Raw genomic sequence first — 20,399 nt, forward strand, 5'->3', positions numbered from 1 at the left:
TAATAAAAAATGAAAAAGAGTAACACATTGGCTTTATTAGCTGTTTTAGCTTTTACTACATTCTCATGTAGCAGTGATTCTGATAAGTCAGGAAGCGAAACCGGAGGAGGCGATACCGGAAAAACTAAATATATTATTACTGCTACAACGGGAGCAGCAGGAATTGCAGATTATTTATTAACTGCTGATGATATTTCGACAGGATCAATTACTACAACGGGCAACGGACTGGAACAGGACGGAACGTATCGTTACTATATTACAGCTCAAAACAACTTTTTTAGTTTATTGTACGGACAAGGAAATCCGGGTGCTGTAACGACTTATAATTTGAATACAGAAGGGAAATTGGTTAAAAAATCTAATTTTCAGGCAGAAACAGTACACGTTTTTGCAGCAGTAAACAAAGATATTCTAACGATAAAAGTTCCCAGAAGTGGTGCCTCTATTGCTTCTATGTATAAAATTGATGCCGAAAAATCGCTTATTACCGGCGAAGCACAACAAGATACTAAAAAATTAGCAGGAAACGGAGAAAGAGCATTTTACAGCTGGGCAACTCAGGTGGGCGATAAAGTTTATATGCCGTATATGAGCATCAAAGGTGACGGGGTTGACAATTTTGGGACAGTAAACCCGGACAGTACCTGGGTTGCGGTTTATAACTACCCTGAGCTTAAACTGGAAAGAGTAATCAAAGACAACCGCACGAGTTATTTAGGAGCTTATTTTACAAACGGATTATTTCAGGACGAAAATGGCGATGCTTATGGTTTCTCTGGTGCCATTGCAACCAGCAATTCGGTTATGACCTCTACAAAACCATCAGCAATTGTAAAAATCAAAAAAGGAACTACAGAGTTTGATAAAACGTATTTTTTTAATGTACAGGAAAAATCAGGAGGTTACAAAATCTCTGCAACGAGCTATATCTCAAAAGGTAAATTTTTATTGTTGATGTACGGAAATGTTGGTAAAAATACCGGAGCTGCTAAGTTGGCTATTGCCGATGTTTATGCGCAAACTTTTACCTGGGTTACAAATGTTCCTGCAACCTTAACTTCGGCTACAAGCCGCTATAATATTACTACAGAAGACGGAAATTCGGCTGTTATTGGTATTAATACACCTGAAGGAAACTGGATTTATACCATTAACGGTACAACTGCTGTTGCGACCAGAGGGATGAAGGTCGAAGGTGGACAAATTACTGCAATTGCAAAATTAAAATATTAAAATTGGTTTCTTTTGAGCCGTAAGCCTTTCGGGGCTTGCGGTTTTTTTATTTATCTTTTATACGCTACTAAATATGTTCTCTTTTTCAAAATCAAATCCAAACAAGAAAAAAAGTAAAAAATCGCTGTTTAAGCGCGTTATGGCCTGGCTGCATTTATGGCTTGGTTTAGCATCCGGAATTATTGTTGTCATTGTAAGTCTTACGGGCTGTATTTATGTTTTTGAAAATGAAATTAAAGATTTTATCGAAGACTGGCGTTTTGTACAACCTCAGGAAAAAGCGTTTATGTTGCCCTCGCAATTGGTTACAATTGCAGATAAAACCATGAAAGGCAAACACGGTACAAGCGTAACTTTTGGAGAAAAAAATGAAGCTGCTATTGTGGGGTATTTTACCAAAAAAAAGGACGATAAGGATCAACAGGAAAAAAGAAATAATAAAAGAGCAGAAAGTAAAGGGAAACAAAAAAACGAAAAATCTAAAAAAAGAAGATCAGGTGTTTTTACCAGCGTTTATATGAATCCTTATACAGGTGAGATTCTAAATGTTAAATCATTTTCGAGAGGCGACTCTCCGGATTTTTTCCGGTTTATACTCAACGGTCACCGTGCATTATGGTTGCCTTATGATATTGGCAGACCAATTGTTGGGGTTGCCGTTTTAATTTTTGTATTTCTCTTACTGTCCGGTTTAGTTTTATGGTGGCCAACAAAATGGATTAAATCAATTCGCGATAAAAGTTTTAAGATCAAATGGTCGGCAACCTTTAAACGCGTCAATTATGACATGCATAATGTATTGGGTTTTTATAGCATGATTTTTCTTTTATTCATTTCGATTACAGGTTTGGTCTGGAGTTTTGATTGGTGGAGTAAGTCTTTGTATTGGGTTACATCCGGAGGAAAACCATTGACAGAAAGTCGCGAATCTCCAAAATCTGATACTACTCACGTCAAAACTTTTGAGCTGGCTACTGTTGACAAAGTTTTACTGAATATGGCAAAACAAAATCCTCAGGCAGCCGGAATTATGATAAGTATACCAGAGAAACCTGCAGATGCTATTGGCGCCTTTGTTTACAAACAAAAAAACACGTACTATAATATGGACCGTTATAGTTTTGATCAGCAAACGCTTAAAGAAATCTCTATAAAAACACCTTTTTCGGGAAAATACATCGAAGCCAATTTGCCGGATAAAATTCGCAGAATGAACTATGATATTCACGTAGGAAGCGTTTTGGGATTAACCGGAAAGTTTATTGCCTTTTTTGCCAGTTTGATTTCTGCAAGTTTGCCAATTACAGGGTTTTTAATCTGGTGGGGCAAACAAAAATTTGGTAAAAAACCTGCTGCAAAACCAAAAATTGCCACAAAAGCAGTTCCAATTGCTAAAGCAAAACAAATACCGGAAAAAGAACTTTCTGCTTAAAACATAAAATAGAATATTTTTGAATTTTTGTTAGTAGTTAAAAAGGCGAAACTTATCTAAGTTTCGCCTTTTTTATGGATTTAATTTTAGTTACTGTATCCGTTTACTTTAAGCCATTCCTGGCAATCTCTTGTCCAGAATTTACTTGTATCCTGTACACCAAGACCAAAACCGTGTCCGCCTTTTTCATAAATATGTAACTCGGCAGAAACACCATTATTTTTTAATGCTAAGTAGTAATTGATACTGTTTTCAGGCAAAACAACCGTATCGTCTGTGGCATGTACCAAAAAAGCAGGAGGCGTTTGCGGGGTTACTCTTTTTTCGTTCGAAAAGTAATCCAAAAGCTCCTGAGACGCATGGTCGCCTAATAAACTCGTTTGAGAACCTTTGTGTGTAACATTTTCAACCATTGTTATTACAGGATAAATCAAAAGCGAAAAATCCGGTCGGGCGCTTATTTTAGAACTTGTTTCATATACTTTATCGTCATAATGAGTTGCCAGGGTCGAAGCCAGATGTCCTCCCGCAGAAAATCCCATGATTCCTATTTTGGCAGGATCAACATTAAATTTTGCAGCATTTAGGCGCACATAACGCACCGCTTCCTGAGCATCCTGCAAAGGTCCCAGGGTTTTATTTTTCATTATTTTATGACTTGGCAATCGGTACTTTACCACAAAAGCAGCGATTCCTAAACTATTAAGCCATTCGGCAACTTTAGTTCCTTCTTTATCAATCGCTAAATGCTGATAACCTCCTCCCGGAAAAATTAAAACCGCAGTCTGATTAGGCGTATTTCCCTTTGGCAAAAAAACACTTAATGTAGGAATCGAGACCAAACTTGTGCTTTGTACTTTTCCGTCTTTAATACTTTCATTTTCGATATAATCCGGTGCTTTAATTTCGTCCGGAATTTTATTCCATAAAGGGATTATTTGATTTTGAGCCTGTATTTGGCTGGTAGTTCCTGTTACAAAAACAAAAAATATAAAGGCTTTTGTCCAGTTTTGTTTTTTTAAAGTTTTCAAAGTTATCATGTATTAGTTGAATTTTTATGAATTGGAGAGCTCTTCAAAAATAAGGATTTTTTCCAGAATTGGTGGTTTCATGCCAGCATAAAATAGATTCCGGGAATTAAATAATGAAGATTATTGCAAACGGATTTGAAACTGCTGATTTTAGTACAATTTTGACACATAAAAAGGACAAATTTACCATATTGCTATTTAACAAATATATTATTTAATATGTAATTTTGAGTTAGTTTTTTTACTCTATATGTTTATTTGTAAGGATAAAATAATTTTTTATACAATTTATTTGGAATATAAAGATTTAAAACTATATTTGTGCAATCGATTACATTATTTCATTTTGTTGGATTTAACAGGTTTATTTTAATGTTTTTGTATTGCCTTTAATTGCTGAATTAAGTTACCCCAAAAAAAATATCAATTTTTTAACAGACTATTACTATGAATCAACCATCAGATGCAGTTATTATGAGTGAAACCAAAAAAGTTACAGGAACTTATCGCTGGAGTATTTGTGCCTTATTATTTTTTGCAACAACAATTAATTACCTTGACAGGCAAGTACTTTCATTGACATGGAGCGATTTTATTGCGCCAGAGTTTCACTGGACCAACAATGACTACGGGAATATTACAGCATTGTTTTCTATTTTTTATGCCGTTTCATTATTATTTGCAGGACGATTTGTAGATTGGTTAGATACTAAAAAAGGATTTCTTTGGGCAATTGGTATCTGGTCAGTTGGAGCTTGTTTGCATGCGTTCTGTGGTATTGCAACAGCCGGAATTATTACCGGAAACTGGTTCGTAGGTTTTGAAGGTGCCAAAGAAGCCATTCATCTCGTAAAAGATACCGGATTGGTAATTAATGTAAGTGTTACATTGTTCATTTTTGCCCGTTTTGTACTGGCAGTAGGAGAAGCAGGAAATTTTCCGGCGGCGATTAAAACAACTGCCGAATATTTTCCTAAAAAAGACAGGGCATTTTCGACCAGTATTTTTAATGCAGGTGCAACAGTTGGTGCATTGGCAGCCCCAATATCAATTCCGTTTATTGCAAAATCCTTTGGTTGGGAAATGGCATTTATCATCATTGGAGCTTTAGGTTTTGTCTGGATGGGATTTTGGGTTTTTATGTACGATAAACCCGAAAGACACAAAAGAGTAAGTGCTCAGGAATTAGAATATATTCGTCAGGATGATATTGCTGATAGTAAATTGGTAGGTTATATTCCTGAAACAACTACAAAAGTATCTTTTGTAGACTGTTTCAAATACAAACAAACCTGGGCTTTTGCCTTTGGTAAATTCATGACAGATGGTGTTTGGTGGTTCTTTTTGTTCTGGACACCTGCTTATTTAAGTTCCGTTTACGGAATGGACTCTACGCAAGCTGCTTTGCCATTGTTTGTTTTGTACATGATTACCTTACTTTCTATCATTGGGGGTTGGTTGCCCACTTATTTTGTAGAGAAAAAAGGAATGAACCCATACGAAGGAAGAATGAGAGCCATGCTAATCTTTGCATTCTTTCCCTTACTAGCCTTAATCGCACAACCATTAGGATATATAAGTTATTGGATACCGGTCATTATTATTGGTATCGCAGGTGCAGCGCACCAATCATGGTCGGCCAATATTTTTACTACAGTAGGAGATATGTTTCCTAAAAAAGCAATTGCAACCATTACCGGAATTGGTGGTTTGGCAGGAGGAGTGGGCTCTACAATAATCAACAAAGGATCCGGATTGTTGTTTGATCATGCCAAAGAAACCAATATGTCATTTATGGGTTTTCACGGTATTGAAGCCGGTTATTTTATCATTTTCTCTATCTGTGCCGTTTGTTACTTAACCGGTTGGATAGTTATGAAAACATTAGTTCCTAAATACCGACCGATAACAGGATTATAATATTTAGAAAATTTTAATAGACCAAAAAATGTATTTCTTAAAATAAAAATCTAATTTTGTGCAATCGATTACATTAAAATAAAAATTATGACAAAATATAGCTCAAGATACGCGTCAAGCCCAGAAGCAGTAAAAAAATACGATACTCAGGAACTCAGAAATGAATTTTTAATCGATGATTTAATGCAACCAGATGAGATCATTTTAACCTACTCTCATTATGATCGATATATTGCCGGTTCTGCAGTTCCGGTAAAAGGAGCTTTAACCTTAGAAAGTATTGATCCGCTTAAAGCAGCTTATTTTCTTGAAAGAAGAGAAATAGGAATTATTAATGTAGGAGGAAGTGGATCTGTTCTGGTCGAAGGAAAATCGTATGAACTGGGATTCAAAGATGCTCTGTATATCGGTAGTGGGAACAAAGAAGTAATTTTTAAGAGTGACGACAGCAGCAATCCGGCTAAATATTATATCAACTCTGCACCGGCTCACGTAAATTACCCAACGGTAAAAGTAAGTCTTGCCGAAGCAAACAAATTAGAATTAGGAACGGTAGAAACGGCAAATCACCGTACCGTAAATCAAATGATTATTGGTAGTGTTGTTACCACTTGCCAATTGCAAATGGGAATGACAGAACTAAAACAGGGAAGTGTCTGGAATACCATGCCGGCACACGTTCACGATCGCAGAATGGAGGTTTATTTTTATCTGGATATTCCGGAAAATCAGGCTGTATGCCATTTTATGGGACAACCTCAGGAAACAAGACACATCTGGATGAACAATCATCAGGCAGTTATTTCTCCGCCGTGGTCTATTCACTCTGGTTCAGGAACCAGCAATTATACTTTTATCTGGGGTATGGCGGGCGAGAATTTAGATTATGGAGATATGGATGTTTGCAAAATAACTGAATTAAGATAAGAACCATGACAAACTTATTTGATATAAAAGGAAAAATTGCCTTAATCACAGGAAGTACACACGGATTGGGATTGGCAATGGCAAAAGGATTAGGCGAGGCGGGAGCCACAATTGTAGTAAACGGAAACTCCTCGCAACAAAAAATTGACGACGCGGTGGCAGCGCTTCAAAGCGAAGGAATAAATGCAGTTGGTTATAAATTTAATGTAACCGATGAAAAGGAAGTTATTGCGGCTATCAAAAAAATTGAAACCGAAGTGGGACCAATCGCCATCCTGATTAATAATGCGGGAATCATCAAACGAATTCCGTTAATCGAAATGGAAGTTGCTGATTTTAAAGAAGTAATAGATATTGATTTGGTAAGTCCTTTTATTGTTTCTAAGCACGTGGCAAGAGGAATGATCGAAAGACGACAAGGCAAGATTATCAACATTTGTTCAATGATGAGCGAGTTGGGTCGTAATACGGTTGGTGCTTATGCTGCTGCAAAAGGCGGATTGAAAATGCTGACCAAAAATATGGCGACAGAATGGGCCAAATACAACGTACAAATCAACGGAATTGGTCCGGGGTATTTTGCAACAGAACAAACTAAACCTATCCGGGTTGACGGACATCCTTTTAACGATTTTATTATCAGCCGTACGCCGGCAGCAAAATGGGGAGATCCGGGCGATTTAGCCGGAGCTGCGATATTTTTATCATCAAAAGCAAGTGATTTTGTCAACGGGCATATTTTGTATGTAGATGGCGGGATTCTGGCGACTATTGGTAAACCATCAAACGAAGATTAATTCTCAATTACATTAAAAAACATGAGTACAAATCAGACCTTTATAAACGATAATTTTTTACTTGAAAATAAATTTGCTGAAGAGTTGTATCACAATTACTCTAAACATCAGCCAATAATAGATTACCACAATCATTTGAATCCGCAGTTTATTGCCGAAGATAAAATTTTCGACAACATTACCCAGGTTTGGATCAACGGCGATCACTACAAATGGCGTGCAATGCGTACGTTAGGAATCAACGAACAGTTTGTAACCGGAAATGGTTCAGACAAAGATAAGTTCATCAACTGGGCAAAAACGGTTCCGTATACCATGCGTAATCCTTTGTACCATTGGACACATTTAGAATTAGCCCGTTATTTTGATATTTATGATTTGCTGAATGAAAAATCTGCAGAGAAAATCTATATCGAAACTACAGAAAAAATTAATTCTCAGGCATACAGTACACAAAACCTGCTTAAAAAAGTAAATGCCCAATTGGTTTGTACGACCGAAGATCCTATTGACAGCCTGGAGTTTCACCAGAAATTGTCAAAAAATCCTATTGGGACAAAAATGAGTACGGCTTTCAGACCTGACAAAGCGATCTTAATTTCGAATGACGGTTATAATGCGTATCTGGACACCTTAGGCGATGTTTCCGGAATTGCAATTAATACATATACTGATTTATGCAGTGCATTGAAAAACCGAATTGAGTTTTTTAATCAAAACGGTTGTCAATTAAGTGATCACGGTTTAGATCAGATTTATTTTGAAGAATTTACTGAAAATGAAGTAAATACAATCTTCAAAAAGAAAAGAGAAAACAGCATTATTACTCCTGAGGAAGCTTTAAAGTTTCAAAGTGCCATATTGTTGTTCTTATCAGAAACGTACCATCAGTTTGGTTGGGTGCAACAATTTCACTTAGGGGCCTTGCGCAATAATAATGCGCGTATGCACAGGATTTTAGGTCCGGATACGGGTTGGGATTCTATAGGCGACTATCCGCAGGCTCAAAAACTATCAGGCTTTTTGAACGCTTTGGACAGTAAAGATAAATTGACAAAAACGATTATCTATAACCTGAATCCTGCTGATAATGAGGTAATGGCAACCATGATTGGAAACTTTAATGACGGTAGTGTTCGTGGTAAAGTTCAGTTTGGTTCCGGATGGTGGTTTTTAGACCAGAAAGACGGAATGACCAAACAATTGAACGCCTTGTCGAACATGGGATTAATTAGTTGTTTCGTAGGGATGCTAACAGATTCAAGAAGCTTTTTGTCTTTCCCGAGACACGAATATTTCAGACGCATTTTATGTAATCTTTTAGGAGACGAAATCAAACGCGGAGAATTGCCAAACGATATGGAATGGATTGGTAAACTGGTTTCGGATATTTCTTATAACAATGCGAAAGAATATTTCAAGTTTTAGAGGAGAGGAAAGAATAAAGAGGAAAGAGAATAGAATAAAGAGGATAGAGTAAAGAGGATAGAGTAAAGAGGAAAGAGTTTTAGGTTTGAGATTTACAATCTTTTTAATCATTAAAATCTGTGGCCAATAAAACCATCAGGCTTAATTTTTTTAATTTCTTAAGGGTAAATAATAAACCTTTTTACTGGTAAAACAATATAACAATATGAGTAAAGTAGTTGCATTCGGAGAAATTATGTTGCGTCTTTCGACCGAGAGGCATTTACGTTTTTCGCAGGCGAAAGAGTTTGGCGCTTCTTACGGAGGTGGCGAGTTTAATGTTTGTGTGTCTTTGGCAAATTATGGCGTAAATGCAGAATTTGTAACAAGATTACCGGAGAACGAAATTGGTTTTTCGGCATTAAAAGAAATGCGAAAAATGAACGTAGAGTCCCATAACATTGTTTACGGAGGTGAACGTTTAGGGATTTATTTTCTTGAAACAGGTGCAGGAACACGTGGCAGCAATGTTGTTTATGATCGTGCGCACAGTTCGATGGCAACAATCGAAAAAGGAATCATTGACTGGGAGAAAGTCCTCGAAGGTGCAACCTGGTTTCATTGGAGCGGTATTACACCTGCAATTTCGCAAAGCGCTGCCCAAGCCTGTTTAGAAGCCATTAAAGTAGCATATAAACTGGGAATCACTATTTCATGCGATTTAAATTACAGGTCAAAATTATGGCAATATGGCAAAACACCAAGTGAGGTAATGCCTGAGTTATTACAGTATAGCAATGTTATTCTAGGAGATATTGATACGGCTTATTTTATGCTGGGAATCCCAAAAGTGAATCCTAATTATCAGGATGAGAAATCGCTTCCGGTTTTGTATAGCAAGTTGTTTGATTTGATTCCGAATTTAAAAACCGTAGCCACAACATTACGGTATTCTGTAAGTGCTTCGCATCAAAGAATTGGCGGTGTTTTGTTCGACGGTAAAGCAATTTATCAGGCTGCCGTAAAAGAGGTAACCCCAGTGGTAGATCGAGTAGGTAGTGGCGATGCTTTTATGGGCGGATTAATTTACGGATTGCAACATTATCAAAATAATAACCAGAGAGCTCTTGATTTTGCTGTGGCGGCTTGTTGTTTAAAACATACCATTGCGGGAGATTATAATCTGGTTACACTAAAAGAAGTTGAAAATATGATAGATGGTGATTCAGCCGGATTAGTATCTAGATAATTAAAAAAATATGGCAAAATATTCAAGAATCGAAGTGGCTTTACAAATGAAAGAAAACGGAATGGTTCCGTTATTTTTTCATTCAGATATAGAAATCAGTAAAAAAGTATTAAAAGCCTGTTATGATGGTGGTGCAAGATTGATGGAGTTTACGAGCAGAGGCGATTTTGCTCCTGAAGTTTTTGGAGCTTTAAACAAATATGCATTGGCAGAATTACCCGGAATGATACTGGGTGTGGGTTCTGTTACAGATGCTGCTGCTGCTTCATTATACATGAGTTTAGGAGCAAATTTTATTGTAACTCCGGTTTTTCGAGAAGATATAGCCATAGCCTGTAACCGCCGTAAAGTATTGTGGTCGCCAGGATGCGGGACACTTACAGAGATTGCCAGAGCCGAAGAATTAGGCTGCGAAATCGTAAAATTATTCCCGGGAGATATCTACGGACCGGAATTTATAAAAGCTATAAAAGGACCTTGTCCCTGGACCAGTATTATGCCAACAGGTGGTGTTTTGCCAACCATAGAAAGTCTGACTTCGTGGTTTAGCGCAGGTGCAACTTGTGTAGGTATCGGATCGCAATTAATAGCTAAAGATATAATAGACAATAAAGATTTCGACGGATTAAAAACGAAAGTTAGTGACGTTCTCGACATCATAAAAAAGATAAGAAAATAAATAAGGAGTAATCATGCCAATCCCTTATTTACATGCGTTTTTTTTAGATTTTAGAAATTGTAATTGAACATTACGCTTGATAAAATAAATCTTGTCATTCCTCACAGCAAGATTTGTTTACCTCACACAAGTGTAATGTTTCTTTTACAGTGTGTGAGAGGATTTTTAAAAAGAAAATAAGGTATTTAATGTGATTATTTATAACACTTTAAAGAAAAAAACAGAATGGAAAAAATAAACAGATCAAACTCAGGGTTGTCAGAGAAACTTCCTGTAAAAATAGTGCAATTTGGCGAAGGTAATTTTTTAAGAGCCTTTATAGAATATGCATTTCAAAAGTTAAATCAGGAAGCTGATTTTAATGCCGGAATTGCTGTTGTACAGCCTATCGATAAAGGTTTGGTAAACATGATCAATGCACAGGACGGGTTGTATACCTTGTTTATGAAAGGGGTGAAAAAAGGAGAAGAAATTCAGGAAAAAGAACTCATTACCAATATTGTAAAAGCTATTGATCCTTATGCTTCTTTTCAGGATTATATAGCCTTGGCGACAGAAGAAGAATTGGCTTTTATCATTTCGAATACAACAGAAGCCGGTATCGAATATATCGAATCTGACCGGTTAACAATGCAACCGCCTGTTTCTTTTCCGGCAAAATTAACGGTACTTTTATACGAGAGATTCAGATTTTTTAAAGGTGCTGCTGAAAAAGGATTAACAATTATTCCGTGTGAATTAATTAATTACAATTCAGATACCTTAAAAGAAATCGTTCTAAAATATTGTGCAGACTGGAAATTAGAACAGGAATTTGTTTCCTGGCTTTTAGAGAGTTGTACCTTTCACAATACACTTGTAGACAGAATTGTACCGGGATATCCAAGAGATCAGATCGAAGAGTACAACAGTCAGTTAGCCTATAAAGACGATTTGATTGTAAGTGCCGAAAGTTTCTTTTTGTGGGTTATTGAAGGAGATGATCGACTAAAAGCAAAACTTCCGTTTGAAAAAACAGGATTAGATGTAAAAATCGTAGCCGATATGCAGCCTTACCGCACCCGAAAAGTAAGAATCTTAAATGGTGCACATACGGCAATGGTTCCGTTTTCATTGCTTTACGGCAACGAAACAGTAAAGGAAACAGTCGATAATGCTTTTACGGGAGATTTTGTAAACAAAGCTGTTTTTGAGGAAATCAACGAAACGTTGAACATGGATAAAGCAGAACTGGCAAGTTTCTCTGAAGAGATTCTGGACCGTTTTAGAAATCCGTTTATCAAGCATTTATTGTCTTCAATAGCCTTGAATTCAATTTCAAAATTCAAAGTACGTGTATTGCCAAGTTTAACCGGATATGTAGATATTCATCATAAACTTCCGGTTCATTTGACCTTTGCATTTGCAGCTTTGATTCGTTTTTATAAAGGAACCTGGAAAGGCGAAAGTTTGCCAATCAATGATAGCGAAGATATTGTTTCTTTTTTTGATGGACTTTGGAAATCCGATGATTACGAGAAAATAGCAAGGCTTACTTTGCAAAATAAAAACTTCTGGGACGAAGATTTAACGCTGATTCCGGGTTTGACAAAAGCAATTGCAACAGCATTAGAACAAATTGACGCAAACGGAGTAGAAACTGGTTTTGCTAATTTTCAAAAACAATTACATACTACAACTCAGAACGCTTAATCATGGCAACTCAAAAAAAATTAATAAAAGTCAACCCGGCAGATAACGTAATTGTCGCTTTAACCGATTTGGTACAAAACGAACAAATTATGTTTGAAGGAACTACCGTCTCACCAACAACTGATGTTAAAGCAAAACATAAAATCGCAGAGAAAGATTTTACAATTGGTAATGATATTATAATGTATGGTGTTTTGGTTGGAAAAGCTGCTAAACCTATAAAAAAAGGAGAAGTAATTACCACTGAAAATGTAAAACATCAAAGTGAAAAAGTTTTTGGTAAAAACGGAAATTTAGGTTGGACTCCACCAAATGTAGATCGTTGGAAAGACAAAACTTTCAACGGATACCACCGTACTGATGGACAAGTTGGAACCAAAAACGTTTGGTTGTTTTTTCCATTGGTTTTTTGCGAAAACAAAAATATCGAAAAACTGAAGGATATTTTTGAAAACGAATTAATGCCCAAAAAAGAAGTTTCTTATAAAAATTTGTTGCGCTCTTTAATTGAAGAAAAAAGCGTAGAAGAAGTTTCGGATAAAAACTTAAATGAAAATCTTTTAGATAATGTTGAAGTAAAATTTATCAATCATCAAGGTGGTTGTGGAGGGATTCGACAAGATTCAGAATTGTTGGCAAAACTGCTTGCGGGATATGTGAACAACCCAAATGTTGCAGGTGCAACTGTTTTAAGTTTAGGTTGCCAAAATTTGCAAGTTGATATTTTTAAAAAGGCATTGAAAGAAATGAGTCCGAATAGTGATAAAGAAATTTTGATCTATGAGCAACAACAAATTGGAACTACTGATCAAATGTTTCAAATGGTGATTAAAGATTCTTATGAAGCCATTAAAAGAGCCAACAAAATTGAACGTAAACCTGCTCCTCTTTCAAAACTAAGTATTGGTTTAGAATGTGGAGGGTCTGACGGATTTTCAGGAATTTCTGCTAATCCGGCATTAGGAATTGTTTCAGATATTTTTGCAGCTTTGGGAGGGAAAACAATTTTGGCAGAGTTTCCGGAATTATGTGGCGTTGAGCAAGAATTGATGAACCGATGTGTGGACGAAGAAAAAGCAGATAAGTTTTTAACTTTAATGAAAGCTTTTGAAAAATCAGTTGTAGATGCAGGTTCAGGGTTTGATATGAATCCATCTCCGGGAAACATCAAAGACGGATTAATTACAGATGCAATGAAATCTGCTGGCGCAGCTAAAAAAGGTGGAACTTCGCCTGTTGTAGATGTTTTAGATTACGGAGAATATATTTCAAAACCAGGATTAAATCTTTTAAATACGCCAGGAAATGACGCAGAATGTACCACAGGATTGGTTGGATCGGGCGCAACAGTTGTTTTATTTACTACAGGTTTAGGAAATCCGATGGGAAATCCAATTGCACCCGTTGTAAAGATTTCTTCGAACACGGCATTAATTAATAGAATGTCTGATATTATCGATGTAAATGCCGGAACGGTGATTACTGGTGAAAAAACCATTACAGAGGTTGGAGCAGAAATAGTAGATTACATTATAGAATTGGCGAGCGGAAACGTGGAAACAAAAGCAGACCAGTTGAAACAAGATGTATTTATTCCTTGGAAAAGAGGAGTATCTTTGTAAAAAAAGTTTCACTATATAAGGTACAGACGCACAGCAGTGCGTCTTTTTTTATGTTTTTTTTTGCCAAGAATTACACTAATTTTCGCTAATTATTGAATCGAAAATTAATCTTAACCCGTTGGGTATAACTACTTCGTCTGTTTGCTTCGCTTGGGTCAAAAAAAAAATATTTAACACATAGAAACATAGATTTTTTTTGCTAAAAAAAGAATACAAAAAGAAATACATTTCTTTCACATAGCCAGACTATGTGCATTTTAAATAAGTGAAACGCCTTTTTTAAAGGTCCAAAAGCTATGTTTCTATGTGGTAAAATTAATTACACCCAACGGGTTACTCTTAATAAGGATTCGTGTAAAAAACAGGAATAATAAAATTCGTGAAAATTTGCGGCTAACTTTTTTAAATAATGCATGAAGTAGCGATGGCTAATACGACCTTATCATTAGGGTATATCGTATGTTTACTTATATCACTTACAGGGTTCAAAAAAAACTAAGAGCTAGTTCTTGATGATGATTTACGAATGTGTAATTCAGGAGCGAGAACTACCTTTTTTTCGATTTTAATCGTGTCGGTTTTATCTACTTGTTCCAGGAAAACACGCGCAGACATTTTGCCCATTTCAAGTGGCGACTGATCTACAGATGTAATCGATAACTCCATGAATTTAGTAAAAGGTTCGTTACTGAAACCTGCTACACAAAAATCTTTAGGAATACTGATGTTTCGGGCTCTTAATTCCTGAATAGCACCTAAAGCTGCAAAATCACTCGACGAAAATATAGCATCCGGCGGTGTTTCGAGCTGTAACAAAATATCGATTGCCTCTTTTCCGGCATCAACGAAACTCTTTACCGGGATAACATATTCTTCCTTAAACAACATTCCGTTATCGAGCAACGCCTGTTTATATCCCAAAAACCTGTTTTTGAAAATCTCAAGGGACTGGTCTCCGGATAAATGAGCAATATATTTGCAACCTTCGTCTATTAAGTGTTGTGTAGTAAGATATCCGCCCTTAAAATCATTGATCGTTACAGAGCTCACACCATCAATATGTTTGCTTCGGTCAAAAAAGATAAGCGGAACATTTTTTTGCAATACATTATGAAAAGCACCATCGTTTTCGCCGGTAACATCGGTAACCGACATTAAAATACCGTCGACTTGTGCATCTATTAAAGTATATAGGTTTTCATTTTCTCTTTTTGGATTTTCGTGCGTCTGGCATATAATTACCTGATAACCATGTGGGTGTAACTCTTCTTCGATACCTCTGATTACAGATGCAAAAAAGTTACTGTCGATACGAGGCACAATTACACCAATATTATTACTGCGCCCGCTTTTTAAGGCAAGCGCCAGTTTGTTTTGCTTATAGTTCATAGAAGCAGCGGTCTTAATAACCAACTCGCGCGTGCTTTCTTTTATCTTCGGATTATTGTTTAAAGCCCTTGAAACAGTAGCGGCAGTGATATTCAGTTTTTCAGCAATATCGTAAATGGTTATTTTTTCGCTCATTAAAAAAGGTTTTTCAAATTAATTTATAGACAAAAATACATATTTTTTCATAACGTTACACAAATTGTTATCGATTACCAGTATTTATAATTAAAACGTTTTCGATTCTACAATGATAATAAATTGTGTCTTTTTTTACATTAAGTGTAATTATAATTCCTAATAAAAATTAAATATATAATTTATTTCTAAATAAATTTGGTGCATTCGAACTTATTTTATATTTTCGTGTAATCGATTACATAATTACATTGTTTTGAATATCAAACAATAAATACTACACTAATGATTGCAAATAAGTTTATAGCATTTAAAACAAGTTTAATAAGCAGCCTGGTTGTTGTACTAGGTTTGTCGTGTGGAGCGCAAACTTTGAAAGTTTCAGATTCTGATCCTTGGAAAAAAATGGAACTTATTATAAAGAGCATTCCTGAAACGCATTTTCCGGATAAAACTTTTAATATTAATGACTTTGGTGCTGTAGCTGACGGAAAAACGTCGAACACGGCAGCTTTTGAAAAAGCAATTAAAGCCTGTGTGCAAAATGGCGGAGGAAAAGTACTGGTTCCGGACGGAAAATACCTCACAGGACCCATACATTTAGAGAGCAATGTCAATTTGCATTTGGATGATAACGCAGAGATTCTTTTTAGCATTAATCCAAAAGAGTATCCTATCGTTCATACCTCATTTGAAGGAACAGAATTAATGAACTATTCTCCTCTTATTTATGCTAAAAATAAAACCAATGTTGCCATAACCGGAAAAGGAACGCTAAACGGTCAGGCTAACAGTACCAATTGGTGGATTTGGTCCGGAGGAAAAGATTATGGTTGGAAAAAAGGAATGGCTTCGCAAAATGATCCTCAAAATAGAGAAGTTTTAGTCGATATGGCAGAGAAAAATGTTCCGGTTGCTAATAGAATTTTTGGAGAAGGACGTTACCTGAGACCTAATTTTATTGAGTTTTTTGAATGTAATACAGTTTTGGTAAAAGACATAACGGTTATTAATGCCCCTTTTTGGATTTTGCATCCCATAAAAACAAACAACATTATTATTGATGGAGTTACCGTAAACAGTCACGGACCAAATAACGATGGCTGTGATCCTGAATATTCGCAAAATGTACTCATAAAAAACTGCACATTTAATACCGGCGACGATTGTATTGCTATCAAATCAGGACGTGATGCAGATGGCAGAAGAGTTGCTATACCCAGTAAAAACATAATTGTTCAGAATTGTAAAATGATCGATGGTCATGGCGGAGTAGTAATGGGAAGCGAAATATCTGCCGGAGTAAACAATGTTTTTGTTGAGAATTGCATTATGGACAGTCCTAATCTTGATCGTGCCATCAGGATCAAAACAAACTCAAAACGAGGAGGAGTTGTAGAGGATATTTTTGTTCGAAATCTTGAAGTAGGAACCGTAAAAGAATGTGTTTTGCTCGTAACCATGTTTTATAATGTATACGGTTCGCAAACCGGAAATTATATACCAACAATAAGAAATATCAATCTTGAAAATATCACCGTAAAAAATGGAGGTAAATACGGTGTTTGGGCAGAAGGATATGAACAGTCTCCCATAGAAAATATTACCCTGAAAAACGTAGTAATAAAAAAGGTAGCCGAAACCTATTCTTTAAAAAATGTAAAGAATATCAATTTTATAAATACGTATGTGAATGATAAAAAAGTAGCAACGACTAAAAATTAAAAAAGATCAATTAACCAAACTATTTAACCACACTATGAACTTTAAACAATTACCAAAGAAAAAAATAAAATACAATCTTGTATTTTTATTTTTCCTTAATTTCCTGTTGAGCAGCACAATTTATGCGCAATCTACAGCTATAGAAGGAAAAATTACAGATGCGGCGGGATTATCACTACCAGGTGTAAATGTCCAGGAAAAAGGAACTAAAAATGGTACCTCTACAGATTTTGAGGGAAGTTTTAAAATTAATGTAACCAGCAATAAAGCAGTCTTAATAATTAGCTATTTAGGTTTTCAGACACAGGAAGTGAGTGTTGCCGGAAAAGCAAAAGTAAATGTGAGCCTTGCAGAACAATCGAACTCACTTAATGAAGTTGTGGTTGTAGGGTACGGATCTGTAAAAAAAACAGATCTTACCGGATCAATAAGTACAATTAGTGCTGCAACAATTACAGAAAGAAACACAATAAGTCCGCTTGAAGCCATTCAGGGTAGTACTCCCGGAGTTCAGATTACCTCAAGTACAGGACGTGCCAGCGATGGTTTTAATGTGGTCATAAGAGGAAACAATTCGCTAATTGCAGGTTCGACCCCATTGTACGTTGTAGATGGTGTACCAACTGACGGAATCGACTTTTTGAACCCGCAGGATATCGCCAGAATGGATGTCTTAAAAGATGCTTCTTCTGCCGCTATTTATGGTTCAAGAGGAGCCTCTGGGGTTATTATTGTAACGACCAAAAGTGGTTTAAGCGCCAAGTCTGGGATCAGCGTTACTTTTGATAGTTCTTACGGTACAAAAACGGCTGCCAGATTGCCACAAATGATGACAGGCGCAGAGTGGTGGAAATTTCACCAAACAGCCTATATGAGTGCCACTCCTGCAACACAAACACCGGCACAACTTGCTGCATTGGCAGGAAATCAAAGCCCATTGTTGGTATCAAGAGCCAATAGCGGTTATAATTTTGACTGGTACGATGCAGTACTAAAATCAGGAATGACAGAAAACAATTATGTAAACATTTCAGGACGATCAGATTCCGGATTAAGCTATAATTTAGGTTTTGGTTTACAGGGAGACAGAGGACTTATCGACAATGATTCAATGGATAAATACTCTTTTAAATTAGGATTGAATCATAAAATTAATGACAAATTTTCTACAGGAGCTAATATTACAATTGCCAATGTAGACTCACAATTAGGGAGTGATCTTGCCATGCAGGAAGCGTTTCGATTAAGCCCGCTTATGTCGCCTTGGGCTATTGATGCTGCCGGAAACGAAAAAGTAGGCGAGTTGTTTTTCCTGCCTGGAAAATTAACATATCCTGATGGTTCCTGGGCAATTAATAAAACAAGTTCTGTAAACCCGTTGGTAGAAATTGCCAATTCTTCGCAAACAGAAAAAACATGGCAAACCGTTGGTAACCTTTATTTTCAATACCAGCCTATAAAATGGCTTTCGTTCAAGACCACATTTTCTGCCGGAATTGTAAACAGCAAAAACGGTAAATCGTATGGAGCTCAATCAAATGCAGGTGTAATGTTAAACAACAAAAATTCATCATCTCTCGAAAATTTAAACAACTTCAATTATACCTGGGACAACCAGATCGATTTGAAACATACTTTTAATGAGGTTCATGATTTTAGTGTTTTATTATTACAAAGTTTGTACTCAAACAAAGACGAGAGTTCTTACCTGTATTCTAATACACAACCATTTGATACGGGAGTAGACAATATAGGTTCAGGAGTTCAGTCAAGTTATGTGGTAAAATCATCTTACGCAAAAAACACTTTAAATTCGTATGCCGTACGTCTTAATTATACTTTTAGAGACAAATATCTATTAACAGCTTCAAACAGATGGGATGGTTCATCTGTGCTGGCAGAAGGAGTAAAATGGGAAAGTTTCCCATCATTAGCTTTAGGATGGAAAATTAGTAAAGAAGCGTTTTTAGCAAACAACGAGACACTTTCAGATTTAAAATTAAGAGCTAGTGTTGGATATACCGGAAATGATAATGTGGCTCCCTATACCTCACAAGCATTATTAAACCAGCAAACCTTTTATGCAAACGGTTCTGTAGTAGTTCCGGGATGGCAAACAGAAAATCTGGCAAACCAAAAATTAACCTGGGAAAAAACAAGAGAATTTAACTTAGGAGTAGATTTTGGTTTCTTAAAAAACAGAATTACAGGTAGTGTAGATGTGTATGACAGATTATCAGATGATTTGATCTACAAACAACAATTACCACCGGAATCAGGTTATAGCAATACTTTTTCTAATGTGGGATCAGTAAGTAACAAAGGTATTGAGGTTTTATTAACGACCAAAAATATCAAATCAAAAAGTGTTACCTGGGAAACGACATTTACATTTACCAAAAACGTAAACAAATTAGAATCCATTTACAATCAGGATAAAGTAAGTGATATAGGTAATAAACTGATCCTTGGATCACCACTTCCTAATCCTGCTTTCAACTCCTACAACTATGTTTATGATGGGGTTTGGCAAGAAAGCGAAGCAGCACTTGCAGCTTCTTACGGGCAGGCTCCGGGACAAGCCAGACCAAAAGATTTAAACGGAGATGGTAAATTTAATCAGGATGACAGAACGGTTATTGGCAACCCAAACCCGGAATGGCAAGGAAGTTTGTATTCTAAATTAACGGTAGGGCAGTTCGATTTTAACTTTTCGGTTATTACAAGCCAGGGACAAACCGTGTTGAGTAGTTTTCATCAAAATTTTGCTGATGTAAGCGACAGAGGACGTCAAAAAATTGCAATGGATTATTTTATTCCAACAAATGGTACCGGTATTCCGGCAAATGCAAATAACGATAATCCAAGACCGGGACCTGTAGCTACAGGAGCTGGTGCCTATTGGTCATCAGGTTTTGCTTACTACAGAGATGCTTCTTATACCAAAATAAAAAATATCTCTTTGGGATATACATTCGAACCTGATTTGCTTAAAAAATTGAAAATGAGCAATTTTAGAATTTATGTAAATGTTTTAGATCCATTTGTTTTTACAAAGTTCGACGGATACGATCCGGAATGGGCAGGCTCAGCTTTTGGAGTAAACCGTCCGGCATCTGTGACAACGCAATTGGGTTTAAGTGTTAAATTTTAATAAG

14 protein-coding genes are annotated in these 20,399 nt (G+C 36.2%); 12 read left to right on the forward strand and 2 right to left on the reverse strand.

Annotated elements, in window-relative coordinates; translation table 11 throughout:
* Window positions 1-9: 9 nt before the first annotated feature.
* Both B0A64_RS02760 and B0A64_RS02765 read left to right on the forward strand, forming a co-directional pair.
* Window positions 10-1,236 (forward strand): DUF4374 domain-containing protein, encoded by a 1,227-nt coding sequence (locus tag B0A64_RS02760; protein WP_089478019.1) that lies wholly within the window; start codon window positions 10-12, stop codon window positions 1,234-1,236.
* A 73-nt stretch (window positions 1,237-1,309) separates the two neighbouring features.
* Window positions 1,310-2,668: a PepSY-associated TM helix domain-containing protein gene (locus tag B0A64_RS02765; protein WP_089478020.1), complete on the forward strand. Its 1,359-nt coding sequence runs from the start codon at window positions 1,310-1,312 to the stop codon at window positions 2,666-2,668.
* Between the two features lie 86 nt (window positions 2,669-2,754).
* On the opposite strand, the gene B0A64_RS02770 is transcribed toward B0A64_RS02765, so the two are convergent.
* The gene (locus B0A64_RS02770; RefSeq protein ID WP_089478021.1) at window positions 2,755-3,708 is read right to left on the reverse strand and encodes an alpha/beta hydrolase; all 954 of its coding nucleotides are present in this window, start codon (window positions 3,706-3,708) and stop codon (window positions 2,755-2,757) included.
* A gap of 438 nt (window positions 3,709-4,146) precedes the next feature.
* Here B0A64_RS02770 and B0A64_RS02775 point away from each other — a divergent pair, with 438 nt between their 5' ends.
* The 8 genes from B0A64_RS02775 to B0A64_RS02810 all read left to right on the forward strand — a co-directional run bounded on the left by B0A64_RS02775 (window position 4,147) and on the right by B0A64_RS02810 (window position 13,992).
* Window positions 4,147-5,619: an MFS transporter gene (locus B0A64_RS02775; protein WP_089478022.1), complete on the forward strand. Its 1,473-nt coding sequence runs from the start codon at window positions 4,147-4,149 to the stop codon at window positions 5,617-5,619.
* 87 nt (window positions 5,620-5,706) lie between these two features.
* Window positions 5,707-6,546, forward strand: a complete 840-nt coding sequence (kduI, locus tag B0A64_RS02780; protein ID WP_089478023.1) for a 5-dehydro-4-deoxy-D-glucuronate isomerase — start codon at window positions 5,707-5,709, stop codon at window positions 6,544-6,546.
* Window positions 6,547-6,551: 5 nt separating this feature from the next.
* Window positions 6,552-7,343, forward strand: a complete 792-nt coding sequence (locus B0A64_RS02785) for a gluconate 5-dehydrogenase (RefSeq protein WP_089478024.1) — start codon at window positions 6,552-6,554, stop codon at window positions 7,341-7,343.
* A 21-nt stretch (window positions 7,344-7,364) separates the two neighbouring features.
* A complete protein-coding gene (uxaC, locus tag B0A64_RS02790) occupies window positions 7,365-8,771 on the forward strand; it encodes a glucuronate isomerase (RefSeq protein ID WP_089478025.1) in 1,407 nt (468 codons plus the stop codon).
* A 205-nt stretch (window positions 8,772-8,976) separates the two neighbouring features.
* Window positions 8,977-9,999, forward strand: coding sequence for a sugar kinase (locus B0A64_RS02795; protein WP_089478026.1), 1,023 nt, complete (start codon window positions 8,977-8,979; stop codon window positions 9,997-9,999).
* Window positions 10,000-10,009: 10 nt separating this feature from the next.
* Window positions 10,010-10,678: a bifunctional 4-hydroxy-2-oxoglutarate aldolase/2-dehydro-3-deoxy-phosphogluconate aldolase gene (locus tag B0A64_RS02800; protein WP_089478027.1), complete on the forward strand. Its 669-nt coding sequence runs from the start codon at window positions 10,010-10,012 to the stop codon at window positions 10,676-10,678.
* A gap of 225 nt (window positions 10,679-10,903) precedes the next feature.
* Complete coding sequence (locus B0A64_RS02805) at window positions 10,904-12,370, forward strand: tagaturonate reductase (RefSeq protein ID WP_089478028.1); 1,467 nt, start codon at window positions 10,904-10,906, stop codon at window positions 12,368-12,370.
* A 2-nt stretch (window positions 12,371-12,372) separates the two neighbouring features.
* On the forward strand, window positions 12,373-13,992 hold the full coding sequence (locus B0A64_RS02810; RefSeq protein ID WP_089478029.1) for a UxaA family hydrolase: 1,620 nt from the start codon (window positions 12,373-12,375) through the stop codon (window positions 13,990-13,992).
* A gap of 495 nt (window positions 13,993-14,487) precedes the next feature.
* On the opposite strand, the gene B0A64_RS02815 is transcribed toward B0A64_RS02810, so the two are convergent.
* The gene (locus B0A64_RS02815; RefSeq protein ID WP_089478030.1) at window positions 14,488-15,516 is read right to left on the reverse strand and encodes a LacI family DNA-binding transcriptional regulator; all 1,029 of its coding nucleotides are present in this window, start codon (window positions 15,514-15,516) and stop codon (window positions 14,488-14,490) included.
* Between the two features lie 285 nt (window positions 15,517-15,801).
* Between B0A64_RS02815 and B0A64_RS02820 the strand changes: the two genes are divergently transcribed.
* The gene (locus B0A64_RS02820) at window positions 15,802-17,241 is read left to right on the forward strand and encodes a glycoside hydrolase family 28 protein (protein WP_089478031.1); all 1,440 of its coding nucleotides are present in this window, start codon (window positions 15,802-15,804) and stop codon (window positions 17,239-17,241) included.
* Window positions 17,242-17,275: 34 nt separating this feature from the next.
* Window positions 17,276-20,395: a SusC/RagA family TonB-linked outer membrane protein gene (locus tag B0A64_RS02825; RefSeq protein WP_089478032.1), complete on the forward strand. Its 3,120-nt coding sequence runs from the start codon at window positions 17,276-17,278 to the stop codon at window positions 20,393-20,395.
* The last annotated feature ends 4 nt before the right edge of the window (window positions 20,396-20,399 follow it).

Source organism: Flavobacterium araucananum, assembly GCF_002222055.1.
In the GTDB taxonomy this organism is placed as follows: Bacteria; Bacteroidota; Bacteroidia; order Flavobacteriales; family Flavobacteriaceae; genus Flavobacterium; species Flavobacterium araucananum.